Genomic DNA, 17,091 nt, shown 5'->3' with positions numbered 1-17,091 from the left:
GACCGGAAGACGCGTGGACGCGGGAGTAGGGCATGAACCTGATCGACGACCGGGAATCAGCGGCCGACTTGGCTGCGTACGCGGCGTTTTTCGAGATGGCGGAGGCGCTCGGTCTCTCCGGGCTGCTGGACGGCGGCCGTCCGTTCACTTTGGACGAAGTGACCGAGCACGGCCGGGTGGACGGCCGGGGAGCCGTGGCCTTCACCGGCGCGCTGCTGGCCGCGGGGCTGCTGGAGCCGGGCTCGCACCCCCGGGAGTTCGTGCCGGGCGCGGACATGGCGGGCCGCCGCTACCGGGCCGGCTACGTCTCGTGGTCGCTGACGGCCAACCGGCCCTACCTGGACCACGCCGCGGAGATCCTGCGCGACCCCGCGACCGCGGCCGGCCACAGCCGCGACGGGCGCAAGGTGGCGGTGTCGTCGCGCTGGATCGGGACGTACGGCTTCTACCCCGGGGTGGTGGAGGAGATCCTCAGCCGCAAGCCGCAGCGGATCGTCGACCTGGGTGCCGGCGCGGGCGCGCTGCTGGTGCGGTTGCTGACCGAACTGCCGAACAGCACCGGTGTCGCGCTGGACCTGAGCGCCGGCGCCTGCGCGGAGGCCACCGCGGCGGCCGGGCGAGCCGGGGTGGGTGACCGGCTCGACGTCGTGCACCGGCCGATCGAGTCGCTCGTCGAGGACGCCTCGCCGGTGCGGGACGCCGACGTCGTGCACGCCGGGTTCGTCCTCCACGACACCTTGGCCCGGCCGGAGGTGGCCGAGGGGGTGCTGCGGGCCTGCCGGGAGTCCCTCGCCCCCGGCGGCACCGTGATCGTCACCGACGCGGTGCCCTACGCCAGCGGCGCGGAGCGGGCGTTCAGCGCTCTCTTCACCTACCTGCACGCGAGCTCGATGAACGTCGAGCTGCCGTCGGGGGAGCAATGGCGCGCTCTGTTCCGCCGGGCGGGTTTCGCGAAAGTGACCTCGACACCGCTGGGCATGCCGGGCAGCCGCATGATGGTCGCGTCCCGATGACCGCGGAGACCGTCGCGCGAACCCGGGCGAAGGCGCTTTACACCGCCAGGGCGACCCGCACCGCCATCGCGCCCTTCACCGACGAGGACCCGGAACTGGGCCTGCGGGACGGCTACGAGATCCAGCAGGAACTGCTCGCCCTGCTGCTCGCCGACGGCGACCGGACGGTGGGCTACAAGGCCGGCCTGACCTCGAAGCCGATGCAGGCCGTGCTCGGGGTCGGCACACCGGACTACGGACCGGTGCTGGCGTCGACGATCCACCCCGACGGCGCGCGGGTCGACCTGGGCGACTTCATCGCGCCCCGGGTCGAGGCGGAGATCGTGTTCCGGCTGGCCGCCCCGCTGCGCGGCCCCGGGGTCACGGCCGAGCAGGTCCGCGCGGCGCTCGGCGAGGTCATCGCCGGTCTGGAGATCGTCGACTCGCGCATCGCGGACTGGCGGATCCGGCTCGCCGACACCGTCGCGGACCTGGCCTCCAACGGTGCGGTCGTGCTGGCGGACCCGGTGCCCTCCGGGCCGGACGACGACTACCGGCTGCTGGGCATGGCGTTCTCCCGCAACGGCGAGCTGGTCGCGACGGGCGCGGGTGCGGCGGCGCTGGGTGATCCCGTGGCCGTCGTCGCCTGGCTGGCGAACACCCTCGGAGAGCACGGCGTCACCCTGGACGCCGGCCAGCTGGTCATGACGGGGGCGCTGCACGCGGCCGTGCCGCTCGCGCCCGGCGACCGCTTCGTCGCGGAGTTCGACCGGCTCGGCACGGTTCGCCTGGACGTCGCGGCCGGGGCGGGGAAGCCGTGACCGCTCCGATGCCCGCGGCGGTGCTCGGCGCCGGCCTGATCGGTGCGGGCCTGGCCGACCTGGTGCACCGCTCGCCGCTGCTCGACTGCGCGCTGGTCGTGGCCCGCGACCCCGGCGCGGCCGGGCTGCGCAAGGTGGCGGACTCGGGCATCGCCACGACCGGCGGCGGGATCCGGGCGCTGCTGGAGCGCGGCCGTCCGCCGCGGATCGTGTTCGACGCGACGGACGCCACCGCGCACGCGGAGCACGCCGAGCTGCTGCGGGGCACGGGCACGCTGCTGGTCGACCTGACGCCGAGCAACGCCGGGCACATGGTGGTGCCGGGGGTGAACGACGCCGACGCGCTGGCGCACCCGGACCTGAGCATGATCAGCTGCGGCGGCCAGGCCGTGCTGCCGCTGCTGCACGCGATCACCCGGGCGGACGACGCCGAGTACATCGAGGTCGTGACCACGGCGGCCGGCCCCGGGGTGGGCCGCGCGACCCGGCTGAACCTGGACGAGTACGTCGCCACTACGCAGGAGGCGGTCACCCGGTTCACCGGGGTGAAGCAGGTCAAGGCGCTGCTCAACATCAGCCCGGCCCGCCCGCCCGCGACGTTCCGGGTGGCGGTGACGCTGCTCGGCGCGGACCTGGACGAGGCGTGCGTTTCCGAAGCCGTCCTCGCCACCGAGCAGCGGATGCGGACCTACGTGCCCGGCTACCGCGTGGCCGCGTGCGTGGCCGGCGCCGGCCGCGCGTTCGTCGCCGTCGAAGTGAGCGCGACCGGCGGCCGCATCCCGGCGTACGCCGGGAACCTCGAGATCATCAACTCCGCCGCCGTGCGCGTGGCCGAACTCTATGCGGGGCAGGCATGACCGTCGTCATCCACGACCCGACGCTGCGCGACGGCCACCACGCGGTCGGCCACCAGCTCGACGCGGAGCAGCTGCGGGCGTACGCGCGAGCGGCCGACGCCGCCGGCGTCCCCGTCGTGGAAGTCGGGCACGGCAACGGCCTCGGGGCCTCCTCGCTGCAGGCGGGCCGGGCGAAGCTCTCCGACGAGGAGATGCTGGAGACCGTCCGGGCGGCGCTGCCGAACAGCCGGATGGCCGCCTTCATGCTGCCGGGCTGGGGCACGACCGCGGACCTGCGGATGGCGGTGACCCGGGGCGCGGACATCGTGCGGATCGGCACCCACTGCACCGAGGCCGACCTCGCGGAGCGGCACCTGGGCTGGCTGCGCGAGCAGGGTGTCGAAGCGCAGGGCGTGCTGATGATGAGCCACATGGCGACCCCGGCCCGGCTGGCGGGCGAGGCGGCGAAGCTGGTCTCCTCCGGCGCGCTGGCGGTCGGGATCATGGACTCGGCCGGGCACTACCTGCCGGAGGACGTGACCGAGCGGATCACCGCCATCCGCGAGGCGACCGGGGTGCCGGTCCTGTTCCACGGCCACAACAACCTGGGCATGGCGATCGCCAACTCGGTCGCCGCGGTGCGGGCCGGGGCGGCCATCATCGACGCCTGTGCCCGCGGTTTCGGTGCGGGGGCCGGCAACGCGCAGCTCGAAGTCCTGGTCCCGGTGCTGGAGCGGCTCGGCCACCCGACCGGCATCGACCTGTACGGCCTGCTGGACGCGGCGGATGTCGCCGGCCGGGTGCTCATGCCCGCACCGCCCACGATCGACTCGGTCGGCGTGGTCAGCGGGCTGGCCGGGGTGTTCTCCGGCTTCAAGGGCCGGGTCCTCGACGTCGCGCGGCGCGAGGGCGTCGACCCCCGCGACGTCTTCTTCGAACTGGGCCGCCGGCAAGCGGTCGCCGGTCAGGAGGACCTCATCGTCGACGTGGCGCTGGCCCTGGCGGGCCGGCGCACGACCAGTTGAGAGGGGGTGGGGACGTGTACGAGGTGGTCAAGGACATCCTGGTCCGCTCCATGCGAGTCCGGGCCGACGACATCCGCCCGGCCGCGACCCGCGAGGAGGTCGGCCTGGACTCCCTCGCGGTGGTGGAGCTGGCCGAGCTGCTCGACGCGCGGCTCGGCATCGTGGTCCACGACTGGGAGCTGCTGGACACGGTGACGGTCGGGGACGTCGCGCGGCTGGTGGCCGAGCGCAAGGCGGCGTCGTGAACCCGAAGCCGCTGCCGCACCTGCGCCGCGCCCTGTACGACCTGCCCGGCTACCGGCCCACGGAGGGCGTCCACGAGGTGCCGCCGCCCCGGCTGCTGTCGGCGAACGAATCGCCGGAGGCGCCGCCGCGCCCGGCGGTGGACGCGGCCGCCCGGGCCGCGGCGGCGGTGCACCGCTATCCCGACCCGGGGTGCACGGAGCTGGTGGCCGAGCTGGCCCGGACGCACCGGATCGGACCGGAGCGGTTCGTGGCCGGTGCCGGATCGGTGGCGTTGCTGCAGCTGCTCTTCCAGGCCGTTGCCGAGCCGGGGGCGGAGGCGGTGCTGGCGCGGCCCTCCTTCGAGCTGTACCGGCCCCTGGCCGAGCTGGCCGGCGTGCGTCCGGTCCAGGTGCCGCTGACCGGGCACGTCCACGACCTGCCGGCCATGGCGGAACGGGTCACCGCGCGGACCGGGCTCGTGGTGGTCTGCGACCCCAACAACCCGACGGGGACGGCGGTGCCGGCGGCCGAGCTGGCGGCGTTCCTGGACCGGGTGCCGCCCACCTGCCTGGTCGCGATCGACCAGGCCTACGCCGAATACGTTCGCGACCTCGCCGCCTTCCCGCGCCTGGCGAGCGACCGGCCCAACGTCGTGGTGCTGCGGACGTTCTCCAAGGCGTACGGGCTGGCGGGGCTGCGGGTGGGCTACCTCGTGGCCGACGCGCGGGTCGCCGAGCAGCTGCGCAAGGGCGTGCCGGCGTATTCGGTCGGCTCGGTGGCGCAGGCCGCCGCGGTGGCGGCGCTGCGCGAGCCGGCCCGGATGCGCGCGGTCACCGACGCCACCGTCGCCGAGCGCGCCCGGGTACGCGCTGTGCTGCTGCGCGCGGGCTGGGACGTGCCGCCGAGCGAGGCGAACTTCCTGTGGCTGCGGCTGGGCGAGGCCGCCGAGCGCTTCGCCGGCTGGTGCGCCGGCCGCCGGGTCGCGGTGCGGTGCTTCGCGGGCCAAGGCGTCCGCGTGACCGTCGGCACCTCGGAGGACAACGACGACTTCCTCGCCGCAGCGGCCGCGTGGCGCGGCGCGGCGCGATCCCGGGAAGGGGTGCCGGCATGACCGCGACCACCGTCGTCCCGGGCGGAACGCTCGGCCGCGACGTCGTGGTGGCGCCGGGCATGTGCAGCGGGGGTTCCCTGATCTTCGGCCGCATCGGCGACTGGACCTGGGAAGCGGTGGCGCAGTCGTGCGGCGTGAACGTCCACGCTGCCCGGACGGCCGCCGGCGATCCCGCGTACCTGTCCTTCTACTACTACCGGGTGCGCGGCGGAGCCGTCGTGCACCCGCACGGGCTGACGTTCGGCGACGAGCTGACGGTGACGTCCCGGGTCTTCCAGCTCGGCAGCCAGTCGGTCATCACCCTGCACCGGCTGGCGCCCGCGGGCCTGTTCGCCCCCGGCGAGCCCTTGGCGGCGGACGAGTTCCACGAGCGCCCGCACCCCGACTGCATGTACGTCGAGAACTTCAACCGCTGGGTCGCCCGTCGCACGGCCGGCAGCAACGAAGGGCTGACCCGCCTGGCGCCGCCGGACTTCGCCTACGAGCACCTGCCGGTGCTGCCCACCGAGTACTCGCCGCGCGCCGAAGTGGGCCGAGCACGGGCCGCGGGCGGGTTCCACCCGGACGGCCCGGAGGGCTTCGCCGAGGTCGGGCGGGCGCGCACCAGCGAGCACGCGCTCGACGTGGTGCGGGACCTCAACGGCGCCGGGCTCATGTACTTCGCGTCGTACTTCTCGGTGTTCGACACGGCACTGCTGGCCGCGTGGCGCTCCCTCGGGCGCACGGACGAGCTGTTCCTGCGGCGCCGGGTGATCGACCAGCGGATCGGCTATTTCGGCAACGCGGACCCGGGGACGGTGTTCGCCGTGACCCTGCGGCTGTGGCGCGACGAACGGGACCCGGGGCGCGAGATCGCCGACCTGGTCATGCGGGACCGGGCGACGGGCCGGCTCGTCGCGGCGACCGCCATCGAGACCGGAGGCCCGGCATGATTCCCCTGTCCCACGCGCAGCAACGGCTCTGGTTCCTCGAGCAGTTCGAGCCGGCGACCGCGCTGTACAACACGCCGATCGCGGTGCGGCTGTCCGGCCGGATCGACGCGGCGGCGCTGCGGGCCGCGCTCGGCGACCTGGCCGGACGGCACGAGAGCCTGCGGACCGTCTACCCCGCCGTCGACGGGCAGCCCGAGCAGCGGATCCTGCCGGCCGGTCAGGTCCGGCCCGAGCTGGTCGTCCGGGAGTGCGCCGGGGAGGCCGAGCTGCGGGCGGCACTGGCGGCCGCGGCCGGGCACGGGTTCGACATCGTCACCGAGATCCCGTTGCGCGCTTGGCTGTTCCGGGTCGGCGAGGAACACGTCCTGCTCCTGGTCCTGCACCACATCGCCTGCGACGGCGCCTCGCTGGGGCCGTTGTTCGAGGATCTCGGACACGCGTACACGCAGCGGGCCGCCGGGCGGGAGCCGGTCCGGGAGCCGCTGCCGGTCCAATACGCCGATTACGCCCTCTGGCAGCGTGAGCTGCTCGGTGCCGCCGACGAGCCGGGCAGCGTGCTCGCCACTCAGCTCGGCTACTGGCGATCCGCTCTCGACGGGCTGCCCGAGGAACTGCCGCTGCCGTACGACCGGCCCCGCCCGGCCCACCCGTCGCTGCGGGGCGGCCGGGTGTCCGCGAGCGTCGGGCAGCACGCACACGAACGCCTGGCGGCGCTGGCCACGGCCGAACGGGTCAGCCCGTTCATGCTGCGGCAGGCGGCGGTCGCCGCGCTGTTCACCCGGCTGGGCGCGGGGGAGGACATCGCGCTGGGCACCCCGGTGGCCGGCCGGGCCGACGAGGCGCTGACCCCGCTGATCGGCTTCTTCGTGAACACACTCGTGCTGCGCACCGGCACCGGCGGCAACCCCACCTTCGCCGAGCTGCTCGCCCGCGTCCGCGCGACGGACCTGGCCGCCTTCGACCACCAGGACGCGCCGTTCGAGGCGGTCGTCGAGCAGCTGGGCCCCGCCAGGGTGCCCGGCCGCCACCCGCTCTTCCAGACGCTGGTCACGTCCGGCAGCCAGACCCCGGTGCCCGGCCGCCTCGGGGACCTGGACTGCCGCGAGGAGGATTTCGACCTCCCCGTCGCCCGGTTCGACCTCGTCTTCGACTTCGCCGAGGACGGCGGCATCACCGTCGACTACGCCGCCGACCTGTTCGACGAGGACACCGCGCGGAGCCTGCTCACCCGGCTGGTCCGGCTGCTCGAGGCCGTCGCGGACGACCCGCACCGGCCCATCGGCGCCCTCGACCTGCTCAGCGCCGACGAACACCGCCGGGTCCGGTCGACCTGGAACGACACCGCCGCGCCGGTCGAGAGCGCGACCCTGCCGGAACTGCTCGCGTCCCGCGTGGCCGGGGATCCGCAGGCCACGGCCCTGCTGAGCGACGATGTGCGGTGGACCTACGCCGAGTTCGACGCGCGGGCGAACCGCCTGGCCCGGTACCTGGCGGCGGCGGGTGCGGGCCCGGAGACCCCGGTCGCGGTGGCGATGGAACGTTCACCGGAGCAGGTCGTCGCGATCTGGGCGGTGCTCAAGGCGGGGGCGGCGCTGGTGCCGCTCGACCCGGACCTGCCCCCCGCGCGGGCGGAGAACGTCCTGCGGGTGAGCCGTCCCGCCCTGCTCGTGACCTCCGGTGAGCAGCACGACACCGAGTTCCCGGTACGCCGGATCGCGCTCGACGACCCCGGTACGGCCACGCGGATCGCCGGTCAGCTGCCCGACCCGGTACCGGCTCCGCGGCTCCGTCCCGCGCACCCCGCGTACGTCATCTTCACGTCGGGTTCGACGGGGATGCCCAAGGGCGTCGTCCTCTCCCACGAGGGGCTCGTCAACCACTTCGCCTGGGCCCAGGAGCGCTTCCGGCTCGGTTCCGCCGACCGGGTGCTGCAGAAGACCGCGTACGGCTTCGACATCTCGATCAACGAGCTGATCTGGCCGCTGCTGGCCGGCGCGGCGATCGTGGTGCCCCGCCCGGGCGCCCAGCGTGACCTGCCCTACCTCGCCGCGCAGGTCCGGCGGCACGGCGTGAACGTGCTCCACTTCGTCCCTTCGGCGCTCGCCGCGTTCGCGCAGGAGCCCCTCGCCGAGGCGATCACGGGCCTGCGCCTGGTCCGCAGCGGGGGCGAGGCGCTCTCCGGCCGCGTGGCCGCCCGGGTCGCCCGCGAGCTGGGCTGGCCCCTGGTCAACGAGTACGGCCCCAGCGAGACCACGATCGTCATGACCTCGCAGCCGGCCTACGGGCCGGCGACGGTCCCGGACGGCGCCGCGATCGCCCCCATCGGCCGCCCCATCCGCAACTCCCGCGTCCACCTGCTCGACGACCGCCTGCAGCCGGTGCCGCCGGGGATCCCGGGGGAGGCGTACATCGCGGGCGTGCAGCTGGCCCGCGGCTACCTCAACCGCCCCGACCTGACCGCCGAGCGGTTCGTGCCGGACCCGTTCGGCGCACCCGGTGAGCGCATGTACCGCTCGGGCGACGTCTGCCGCTGGGCGGCGGACGGCATGCTCGAGTTCGTCCGCCGGGCCGACCAGCAGATCAAGATCCGCGGCTTCCGGATCGAGCCGGGCGAGATCGAGACCGTGCTGGGCGCCCACCCCGCCGTGGCCCGGGTGGCCGTCGTGGCCCGCACCGACGAGCCCGGCGGCCCGCGGCTGGTGGCGTACGTCGTGCCCGCGGCGGACGCCCCGGACGGCCTGCCCGCAGCGCTGCGCGCGCACGTCGCCCGGCAGCTGCCCGAGTACATGGTGCCGGCCGCCGTGGTGCCGCTGGACGCCCTGCCGCTCACCGTCAACGGCAAGCTCGACCGGGCCGCCCTGCCCGCGCCCGACTTCTCGGCCGGGAGCGGCGCGCCGGACCGCCCGCCGACCGAGCTGGAAGCGCGGCTCGGCGAAATCTTCGCCGCCGTGCTGGGGCTCGACCGCGTCGGCGTCGACGACAGCTTCTTCGACCTCGGCGGCCACTCGCTCCTGGCCACCCGCCTGACCGGCCGCATCGCCGCCGAGCTCGGCCTCGACCTGCCGATCCGCGCGCTCTTCGAGGCGCCCACGGTCGCCGGGGCCGCACACCGCCTGCGGGCCGCCGGCCCCGGCCGCACCCCGCTGAGCGCCGCCGTGCGTCCCGGCCGGCTGCCGCTGTCGTACGCCCAGCAGCGCCTCTGGTTCGTCGAGCAGCTGGAAGGCGCCAGCTCGCTCTACAACACCCCGGTCGCCCTGCGCCTGACCGGCGAGCTGGACGCCGGGGCCCTGCGCCGCGCGATCGGCGACGTCCTGGCCCGGCACGAGAGCCTGCGGACGGTCTTCCCCGCGACCGATGGCCGGCCCGAGCAGCGCATCCTGCCCGCCTTCCTCCCGGACCTGCCGGCCGTCGACTGCGCGACGCGCGAGGAGCTCGCCGCGGCGCTGGCCGGCGCCTCGGCGACCGTCTTCGACCTCGCCGCCGAGATCCCGCTCCGCGCGTGGCTCTTCCGCAGCGAGGGCGAGCACGTCCTGCTGCTGCTCCTGCACCACATCGCCAGCGACGGCGGCTCCCTCGCGCCGCTGCTGCGCGACCTCGGCACCGCCTACGTCGCCCGGCGCGCCGGAGAGGCACCCGGCTGGGCGCCGTTGCGCGTCCAGTACGCCGACTACGCCCTGCGTCAGCGCCTCGACGACGCGTCCGTGCAGGTCTGGAGCGAAGTACTGCGCGACCTGCCGGACGAACTGCCGCTGCCCTACGACCGGCCCCGCCCCGCGACCCCCACCCACCGGGGCGGGCACGTGCCGTTCACGCTGGACGCCGGCGTCCACACCGCGCTCGCCGCGCTCGCCGCGGAGCACCGGGCCAGCATGTTCATGGTGCTGCAGGCGGCGGTCGCGGCCCTGTGGACGCGGCTCGGCGCCGGCCACGACATCCCGCTCGGCACCCCGGTGGCCGGCCGGGACGACGAGGAACTGCACGACCTCGTCGGCTTCTTCGTCAACACCCTCGTGCTCCGCACGCGCACCGGCGGCAACCCGACCTTCGCCGAGCTGCTCGACCGGGTCCGCACGACCGCGCTCGCCGCGTACGACCACCGGGACGTGCCGTTCGAGACGCTGGTCGAGCGGCTCAACCCGGCTCGCGTGCCCGGGCGCCACCCGCTGTTCCAAACCGTCGTCACGCACGACAACCGGGCCGAGCCGACCCTGGACGTCCCGGGCCTGGCCGCCCGCTTCGAACCGGTCGAGGGCCACCACGCCCAGTTCGACCTCAACGTCGTCGTCGACGAGCGGCACGGCCCCGGCGGCCGCCCGGCCGGTCTGCACGGCGAGCTGGTCTACGCCGCCGATCTCTTCGAGCACCGCAGCGCCGAGGCCATCGCGGCGCGGCTCACCGCGTTGCTGCGGGCGGTCGCCGTCCGGCCGGACCTGCGCTTGAGCTCGATCGACCTGCTCGGCGCGGGGGAGCGGGCCCGGCTGCTGCGGCTGGGCCGCGGTGCCGCGGGCACCCCGCTGCCCCGGCAAACCCTGCCTGAGCTCTTCGCGCTGCAGGCCACCGCGACGCCGGACGCCGTCGCGGTGGCCGAGGGCGGTGCGAGCCTCACGTACCGCGCGCTGTCGGCGCGGGCGGACCGGCTGGCCCGGCACCTCGTCGCGCGCGGGCTCCGGCCGGAAGAACGCGTCGCGATCCTGGCCGGGCGCGGCATGGACCTCGTCGTGGCGATCGTCGCGGCGGCGCGGGCGGGCGGCACCTACGTGCCGCTCGACGACCGCTACCCGCTCCCGCGCCTGCGCACGATCCTCGGTGACGCCGGCGCCACCGTGCTGCTGGTGGACGACGAGCACCGCGACCACCCGATCGCCGTCGAGGCCCGCTGCCCGGTGCTCGTCCCCGGCGAGGAGCCCCCCGGCGGGAGCCGGCTCCCGCTGCCGGCCGTGCACCCGGACCAGCTGGCCTACCTCGTCTACACCTCGGGCTCGACCGGCACGCCGAAGGGGGTCGGCACCACCCACCGCAACCTGGCCGACCTGCTCGCCAACGGCGGGTTCCGCTCCGGTGCCCACGAGGCCGTCCTGCTGCACTCGCCGATCGCGTTCGACGCGTCGACCACGGAGATCTGGGCGCCGCTTGTCACCGGCGGCCGCATCGTGCTCGCCCCGGCCGGCCCGCTCGACCCCGCCGTGCTCACCCGCACGGTCACCGAGCGCCGGACGACGCTCGTGCAGGCGCCCTCGGGGCTGTTCCAAATCCTCGCCGGCGAGCACGCGGAGACGTTCCGCACGGTCCGCGAGGTCTGGACCGGCGGCGACATCGTCTCGGCCGCCGCCGTCCGGACGCTGCTCCGCGCCTGCCCCGGCACCGAAGTCGTCGCGGTGTACGCCCCGACCGAGGTCACCGCGATCAAGACCTGGCACCGGATGTCCGATCCGGCCGAGGTCGGCGCGACCGTGCCGCTGGGCCGTCCGCTCGACAACGCCCGGGTGCTCGTGCTCGACGACTGCCTGCAGCCGGTGCCCGAGGGCGTGACCGGCGAGCTCTACCTGGCCGGGCCGGGGGTGACGCGGGGCTACCTCGGCCGGCCGGGACTGACCGCCTGCCGGTTCGTCGCCGACCCCCACGGCGCGCCGGGAGAGCGGATGTACCGCACGGGTGACCTGGGCCGCTGGGGGCCCGGCGGGGTGCTCGAGTTCGCCGGCCGCGACGACGGGCAGGTGAAGATCCGCGGTTTCCGGGTCGAGCCGGGCGAGATCGAGGCCGCGCTGGCCGCCCACCCCGCCGTCCGCCAGGTCGCGGTCGTGGTGCGCGGCACGACCGACAAACGCCTGGTCGCCTACGTCGTCGGCGACGCCGCGGCCGAAGACCTGCGTGCCTACACCGCGGAACGGCTGCCCGAACACCTGGTCCCGGCCGCCGTCGTCGTGCTCGACCGGCTCCCGGTCACCGCGAACGGCAAGGTCGACCGGGGGGCCCTGCCCGAGCCCGCGGCGGCGCCGCGGCCCGGCGGCCGGGCCCCGCGCACGCCCCGCGAAGAGCTGCTCTGCGCACTGTTCGCCGAGGTCCTCGACGTGCCCCGGGTCGGCGTGGACGACGGCTTCTTCGCCCTCGGCGGCCATTCCCTGCTGGCCACCCGCCTGGTCGGCCGGATCCGGGCCGAGCTGGGCGTCGAGATTCCGATCCGGACGCTGTTCGAGCACCCCGACGTGGCTTCGCTGGCCGCCCTGCCCGGCGAGCACACCCCGGCCCGCCCGGCGATGACCGTGCGGGAGCGCCCGGAGCCGCTGCCGCTGTCGTACGCCCAGCAGCGGCTCTGGTTCCTGGCCCAGCTCGAGGGCCCGGGCGCCACCTACAACAGCTCGCTGGCCTTCCGCCTCACCGGCGACGTCGACCGGGACGCCCTGGAAGCGGCCTTCGGCGACGTGATCGCCCGGCACGAGGCCCTGCGCACGATCTTCCCCGCTGTCGAGGGCACCCCGCGGCAGCTGGTGCTGGACAGCGCGCAGGCCCGGCCCGGCCTCAGCGCACTGCCACCCGCGCCCGAAGCGGCGTTCGACCTGACCCGCGACCTCCCGATCCGGGCCTGGCTGACCGGCGACGGGCGGCTCGTGCTCACCCTGCACCACATCGCCAGCGACGGCTGGTCCCTCGAACCGCTGCTGCGCGACCTCGGCACCGCCTACGCCGCTCGCCGCGCCGGAACGGCTCCCGGGTGGGCGCCGCTGCCCGTTCAGTACGCCGACTACACCCTCTGGCAACGCGAACTGCTGGACACCACCGCCGCCGGGCAGCTCGGCTACTGGCGGCGGCAGCTGGCCGGCTTGCCCGAATGCCTGGAACTGCCCGTGGACCGGCCGCGCACCCCGGCCCGCTCGTACGACGGCGGGGAGGTGGGCCTGCGGCTGGACCCCGAGCTGCACGCCGGCGTCGCCCGGCTGGCCCGGGCGCGGCAGGCCACCGTGTTCATGGTGCTGCAGGCCGCGGTGGCGGTGCTGCTGTCCCGGCTCGGCGCCGGGACCGACATCCCCCTCGGCACGGCGATCGCCGGGCGCACCGACTCCGCCCTCGACGACCTGGTCGGCTTCTTCGTCAACACGCTCGTCCTGCGCACCGACCTGTCCGGTGCCCCCTCGTTCGGCGAGCTCCTGGCCCGGGTCCGCGCGACCGACCTGGCCGCCTACGACCACCAGGACGTGCCCTTCGAGCGGCTCGTCGAGGAACTCAACCCGGCCCGGTCCGCCACCCACCCGCTGGTCCAGGTGATGCTGACCTTCCAGAACACGGCGGCGGGGGAGCTCCGCCTCCCGGGGGTGACCGTGGCCGAAGAGGCCGTCGGCGGCGGAACGGCCCGCTTCGACCTCTCGTTCGGCTTCGCCGAGCAGCACGCCCCGGACGGCACTCCGGCCGGTGTCGACGGCGTCCTCGAGTACGCGGCCGACCTGTTCGACCCGGCGACCGCGCAGGCGATCGCGGACCGGCTCGTCCGGGTGCTGGCGGCCGTCGTGGCCGACCCGGACGCCCGGGTGGACCGGGTCGACGTCCTCGGCCCCGCCGAGCGCAGTGCCCTGCTCGCGGCCGGAGCCGGCCCGGCCGCACCGGAACCGGCGCTGGTCCCGGCCCTCGTCTCCGCCCGGGCCGCCGCAACGCCGTCGCGGACGGCGGTGGTGGCCGGGGCCGCCCGCCTGACGTACGGCGAGCTGGACGCACGGGCGAACCGGCTGGCCCGCCACCTGATCGGCCGCGGCGTCGTCCCGGGCGACCTGGTCGGCGTCGAACTGCCGCCCGGTGCGGATCTGGTCGTGGCGCTGCTGGGGGTGCTGAAGGCGGGCGCGGCCTACCTGCCGCTCGACCCCACCCAGCCCGCCGGACGGAAGTCCCGCCTCCTGGAGACCGCGGCCCCCGCGCTGGTGCTCACCGGCGATCCGACACCGGGTGCGGAGGACGCCACCGACCCCGGGATCCCCCTGCCGCCCGCCGCCGCCGCGTACGTGATCTTCACCTCGGGCTCGACGGGCGAGCCGAAGGGCGTGGTGGTCGAGCACCGCTCGCTGGCGAGCTACCTCGCGTGGGCCCGGCACGCCTACCCCGGGATGGCCGGCCGCTCCCTCGTGCACTCCCCGGTCGTGTTCGACCTGACCGTGACCGGCCTCTGGGGCACGCTCACCGCCGGTGGTGAAGTGCACCTGACCGAGCTGACCGAGCCGACCGAGCCGACGGGCGCACCGGCCGCCGTGGCCGGGCCACCCACCTTCGTCAAGGCCACCCCGTCGCACCTGGGGCTGTTCGGCGTGCTGCCGCCCGAGTACGCGCCCACCCGGGACCTCGTCCTCGGCGGTGAACTGCTGCTCGGCTCGGCGCTGCGCGAGTGGCGGGCCCGGCACCCCGGCGTCACCGTGATCAACGAGTACGGCCCGACCGAGACCACCGTGGGCTGCGGCGAATTCCGCATCGAGCCCGGCGACGAGCTGCCCGACGGCGGCATCACCATCGGCCGGCCCGTGTGGGGCACCCGCTGGTACGTCCTCGACGACAGCCTGGCCCCCACCCCGCCCGGTGTCACCGGCGAGCTGTACATCGCGGGTGACCTGCTCGCCCGCGGCTACCTCGCGTTGCCCGGCCGCACGGCGGGGCGGTTCGTCGCGGACCCGTTCGGCCCGCCCGGCGAGCGCATGTACCGCACCGGGGACCTCGTGCGCCGCCGCGCCGACGGCACCGTCGACTTCGTGGCCCGCGACGACGACCAGGTCAAGGTGCGCGGTTTCCGCGTCGAGCTGGGGGAGGTCGAGGCGGTGCTGGCGGCCCGGCCGCAGGTGGTCGAGGCGGCGGCGACCGTACGCGGTGAGCGGCTGCTGGCCTACGCCGTCCCGGCCCCGGACGCCCGCTGGACCCCGGACGAGCTGCGGACCCGGCTCGCCGAGCTGCTGCCGCAGTACGCCGTGCCCGCCGCCGTGGTGGTGCTGGACCGGTTGCCCCGCACCTCGAACGGCAAGATCGACCGCGCGGCCCTGCCCGAACCGGCCGCCCCGGCCACCGCGGGCCGCGGGCCGCGCACGGCCACCGAGGCGGCGCTCTGCGAGCTGTTCGAAACGGCCTTGGGCGTCGTACGGGTGGGCGTCGACGACGACTTCTTCGCTCTCGGCGGCCACTCGCTGCTGGCCGCCCGGGTGGTCGCCCGGGCCCGGGAGCGGTACGGGCTCACCGTGGGCATCTCCGACCTGTTCGCCGCGCCGACCGTGGGCCGGCTGGCCGCCCTCCTCGGCGAGGGCGGCCGGCGGGCCCCCGAGGGGCTGCTGCGCCTGCGTGCGGGCGTGGCGGGACCGGCCCCGTTGTTCTGCGTGCACCCCGGCGCCGGCATCGGCTGGGTCTACAGCAGCCTGCTGGAGCACCTCGACCCCGGCCGGCCCCTCTACGCCCTGCAGGCCGGGGCCGAGTCACCGGCGACCGTGGCCGACATGGCCGCCGGCTACGTGGCGCGGCTGCGCGAGGTGCAGCCGTCCGGGCCGTACCAGCTGCTCGGCTGGTCCTTCGGGGCGGTCGTCGCGCACGCCATGGCCGCCCGGCTCCAGGAAACGGGCGACAAGGTCACGCTGCTGGCCCTGCTCGACGGCTATCCGGCCGAGGGCGACGGCGGCGAGCCCACCGCCGCCGAGGCACTGGCCCAGCTGCTGGCCTCGCTGGGCCACCGGGTGCCCGCGGGCACCGCCGGGCCCGCCGACGTCGGCAGCTTCGTCGCGCTGGCGAGCGCCGACGGTCCCCTCGCCGGGCTCGGCGCCGACCTGATCGAGCAGCTGTGCGCGACCTTCGTCCGCCACGCCCGGCTCGCCGGCGCGCACGTGCCGCCTCGCTACGAGGGCGACGCGGTCTTCTTCACCGCCGAGCACACGGCCGCGGCGGCGGAAGCCGGGCGGTGGCGGCCCTACCTGACCGGTGACCTGGACCGGCACGGAATCGCGTGCGCGCACGGAGAGCTGCTGGCACCCGAGCACGCCGCGCGGATCGCGGCCGTTCTCGAACCGCTGCTCCGCTGACCCTTTCCCCGGACAAGGAGTTTCCCATGACCGAAGCGACCGTCGGGCTCGCGCCCGGCCGCAACGTCCTCACGGTGGACCCCGGCGAAGCAGCCGTGGTCGCGGCGGTCGCCGACCGGCTCGTGGCGGCCCACCCGCACGTCGACGACGCGCTGGTCGCCGCGGCGCGTCCCGCCTGGGAGGAGCTGCCTGCCGGCATCCGGCGCCGGCTCCGGGCGTTCCGCCGCGACTCCGGCGTCTCCGGTGTGCTCGCCGTGCACGGGCTGCCCCTCGACACCGGGCTGCCGCCCACCCCGGCGGTCGGCGGCTCGGTCCAGCGCACCACCACCCGCGCCGCGGCCGTGCTGCTGCTGGCGGCCTGCGGCCTCGGCGACCCGGCGGCCTACCGGCAGGAGAAGGGCGGCGCGCTCGTCCAGGACGTCGTGCCGGTGCCCGGCCAGGAGGCGTTCCAGGGCAACGCCGGCTCGACCGAGCTGATGCTGCACAACGAAAACGCGTTCCACGTCCACCGGCCCGACTACGTGCTGCTGCTCTGCCTGCGCGCCGACCACGACCGCGTCGCGGGCCTGCACACCAGCTCGGTCCGCGAGGCACTGGCCCTGCTGCCCGCCCCGACCCGCGCGCTGCTCGCCCGCCCGGTCTTCCGGACCGCCGCCCCACCCTCGTTCGGTTTCGACAGCGCGGGCACCCCCGGCCACGCCGTGTTGACCGGAGACGCCGAGGACCCGGACGTGCGGGTCGACTTCGCGGCCACCACCGCCGTCACCCCGGCCGGTCAGGCGGCCTTGGCCGAGCTGAGCCGCGCCCTCGGCGCCGTGCCGCGCACGCTGCACCTCGAGCCCGGCGACCTCGCCGTCGTCGACAACCGCGTCGCCCTGCACGGGCGCTCGGCCTTCCGTCCCCGCTACGACGGGGCGGACCGCTGGCTGCAGCGCACGTTCGTGCTCGGCGACCTGCGCCGCTCCCGCGACCACCGCCCCGGCGACGGCCACGTGCTGGAGCGCTGATCCCACCCCGCCCGCCGGATCCGCCGACCCCGAGAACCAGGCTGGAGATCGTCGTGACCGTCATCGAAGCCGCCGCCGAGCGGCCCGGGCCGCGCCCGGCGCCACCCGCCGGGGGGC

General features: G+C 75.7%; 9 protein-coding genes. All 9 read left to right on the top strand.

The window, feature by feature from the left end; translation table 11 throughout:
• The first annotated feature begins 32 nt into the window (after window positions 1-32).
• From C2L58_RS31760 to C2L58_RS31720, 9 genes are read left to right on the top strand one after another with little or no spacing between them, the layout of a single operon-like run.
• Window positions 33-1,013, top strand: a complete 981-nt coding sequence (locus C2L58_RS31760) for a class I SAM-dependent methyltransferase (RefSeq protein ID WP_103341351.1) — start codon at window positions 33-35, stop codon at window positions 1,011-1,013.
• Window positions 1,010-1,813: a 2-keto-4-pentenoate hydratase gene (locus C2L58_RS31755; RefSeq protein ID WP_103341350.1), complete on the top strand. Its 804-nt coding sequence runs from the start codon at window positions 1,010-1,012 to the stop codon at window positions 1,811-1,813. Before C2L58_RS31760 ends, C2L58_RS31755 begins: the two co-directional genes overlap by 4 nt.
• Entirely contained in the window at window positions 1,810-2,670 is an 861-nt protein-coding gene (locus tag C2L58_RS31750; RefSeq protein WP_199191539.1) for an acetylating acetaldehyde dehydrogenase, read from the top strand. Before C2L58_RS31755 ends, C2L58_RS31750 begins: the two co-directional genes overlap by 4 nt.
• Window positions 2,667-3,674, top strand: coding sequence for a 4-hydroxy-2-oxovalerate aldolase (gene dmpG / locus C2L58_RS31745; protein ID WP_103341349.1), 1,008 nt, complete (start codon window positions 2,667-2,669; stop codon window positions 3,672-3,674). The genes C2L58_RS31750 and dmpG overlap by 4 nt, the downstream gene beginning before the upstream one ends.
• Before the next feature lie 14 nt (window positions 3,675-3,688).
• On the top strand, window positions 3,689-3,919 hold the full coding sequence (locus C2L58_RS31740) for an acyl carrier protein (protein WP_103341348.1): 231 nt from the start codon (window positions 3,689-3,691) through the stop codon (window positions 3,917-3,919).
• Complete coding sequence (locus tag C2L58_RS31735) at window positions 3,916-5,010, top strand: histidinol-phosphate transaminase (protein ID WP_103341347.1); 1,095 nt, start codon at window positions 3,916-3,918, stop codon at window positions 5,008-5,010. Before C2L58_RS31740 ends, C2L58_RS31735 begins: the two co-directional genes overlap by 4 nt.
• Window positions 5,007-5,942: an LnmK family bifunctional acyltransferase/decarboxylase gene (locus C2L58_RS31730; RefSeq protein WP_103341388.1), complete on the top strand. Its 936-nt coding sequence runs from the start codon at window positions 5,007-5,009 to the stop codon at window positions 5,940-5,942. The genes C2L58_RS31735 and C2L58_RS31730 overlap by 4 nt, the downstream gene beginning before the upstream one ends.
• Window positions 5,939-15,967 (top strand): non-ribosomal peptide synthetase, encoded by a 10,029-nt coding sequence (locus C2L58_RS31725; RefSeq protein ID WP_103341346.1) that lies wholly within the window; start codon window positions 5,939-5,941, stop codon window positions 15,965-15,967. Before C2L58_RS31730 ends, C2L58_RS31725 begins: the two co-directional genes overlap by 4 nt.
• 26 nt (window positions 15,968-15,993) lie before the next feature.
• Complete coding sequence (locus C2L58_RS31720) at window positions 15,994-16,974, top strand: TauD/TfdA family dioxygenase (RefSeq protein ID WP_103341345.1); 981 nt, start codon at window positions 15,994-15,996, stop codon at window positions 16,972-16,974.
• The last annotated feature ends 117 nt before the right edge of the window (window positions 16,975-17,091 follow it).

Source organism: Amycolatopsis sp. CA-126428, from assembly GCF_002904335.1.
Classification (GTDB): domain Bacteria; phylum Actinomycetota; class Actinomycetes; order Mycobacteriales; family Pseudonocardiaceae; genus Amycolatopsis.
This window is presented reverse-complemented; position numbering and strand designations above follow the sequence as displayed.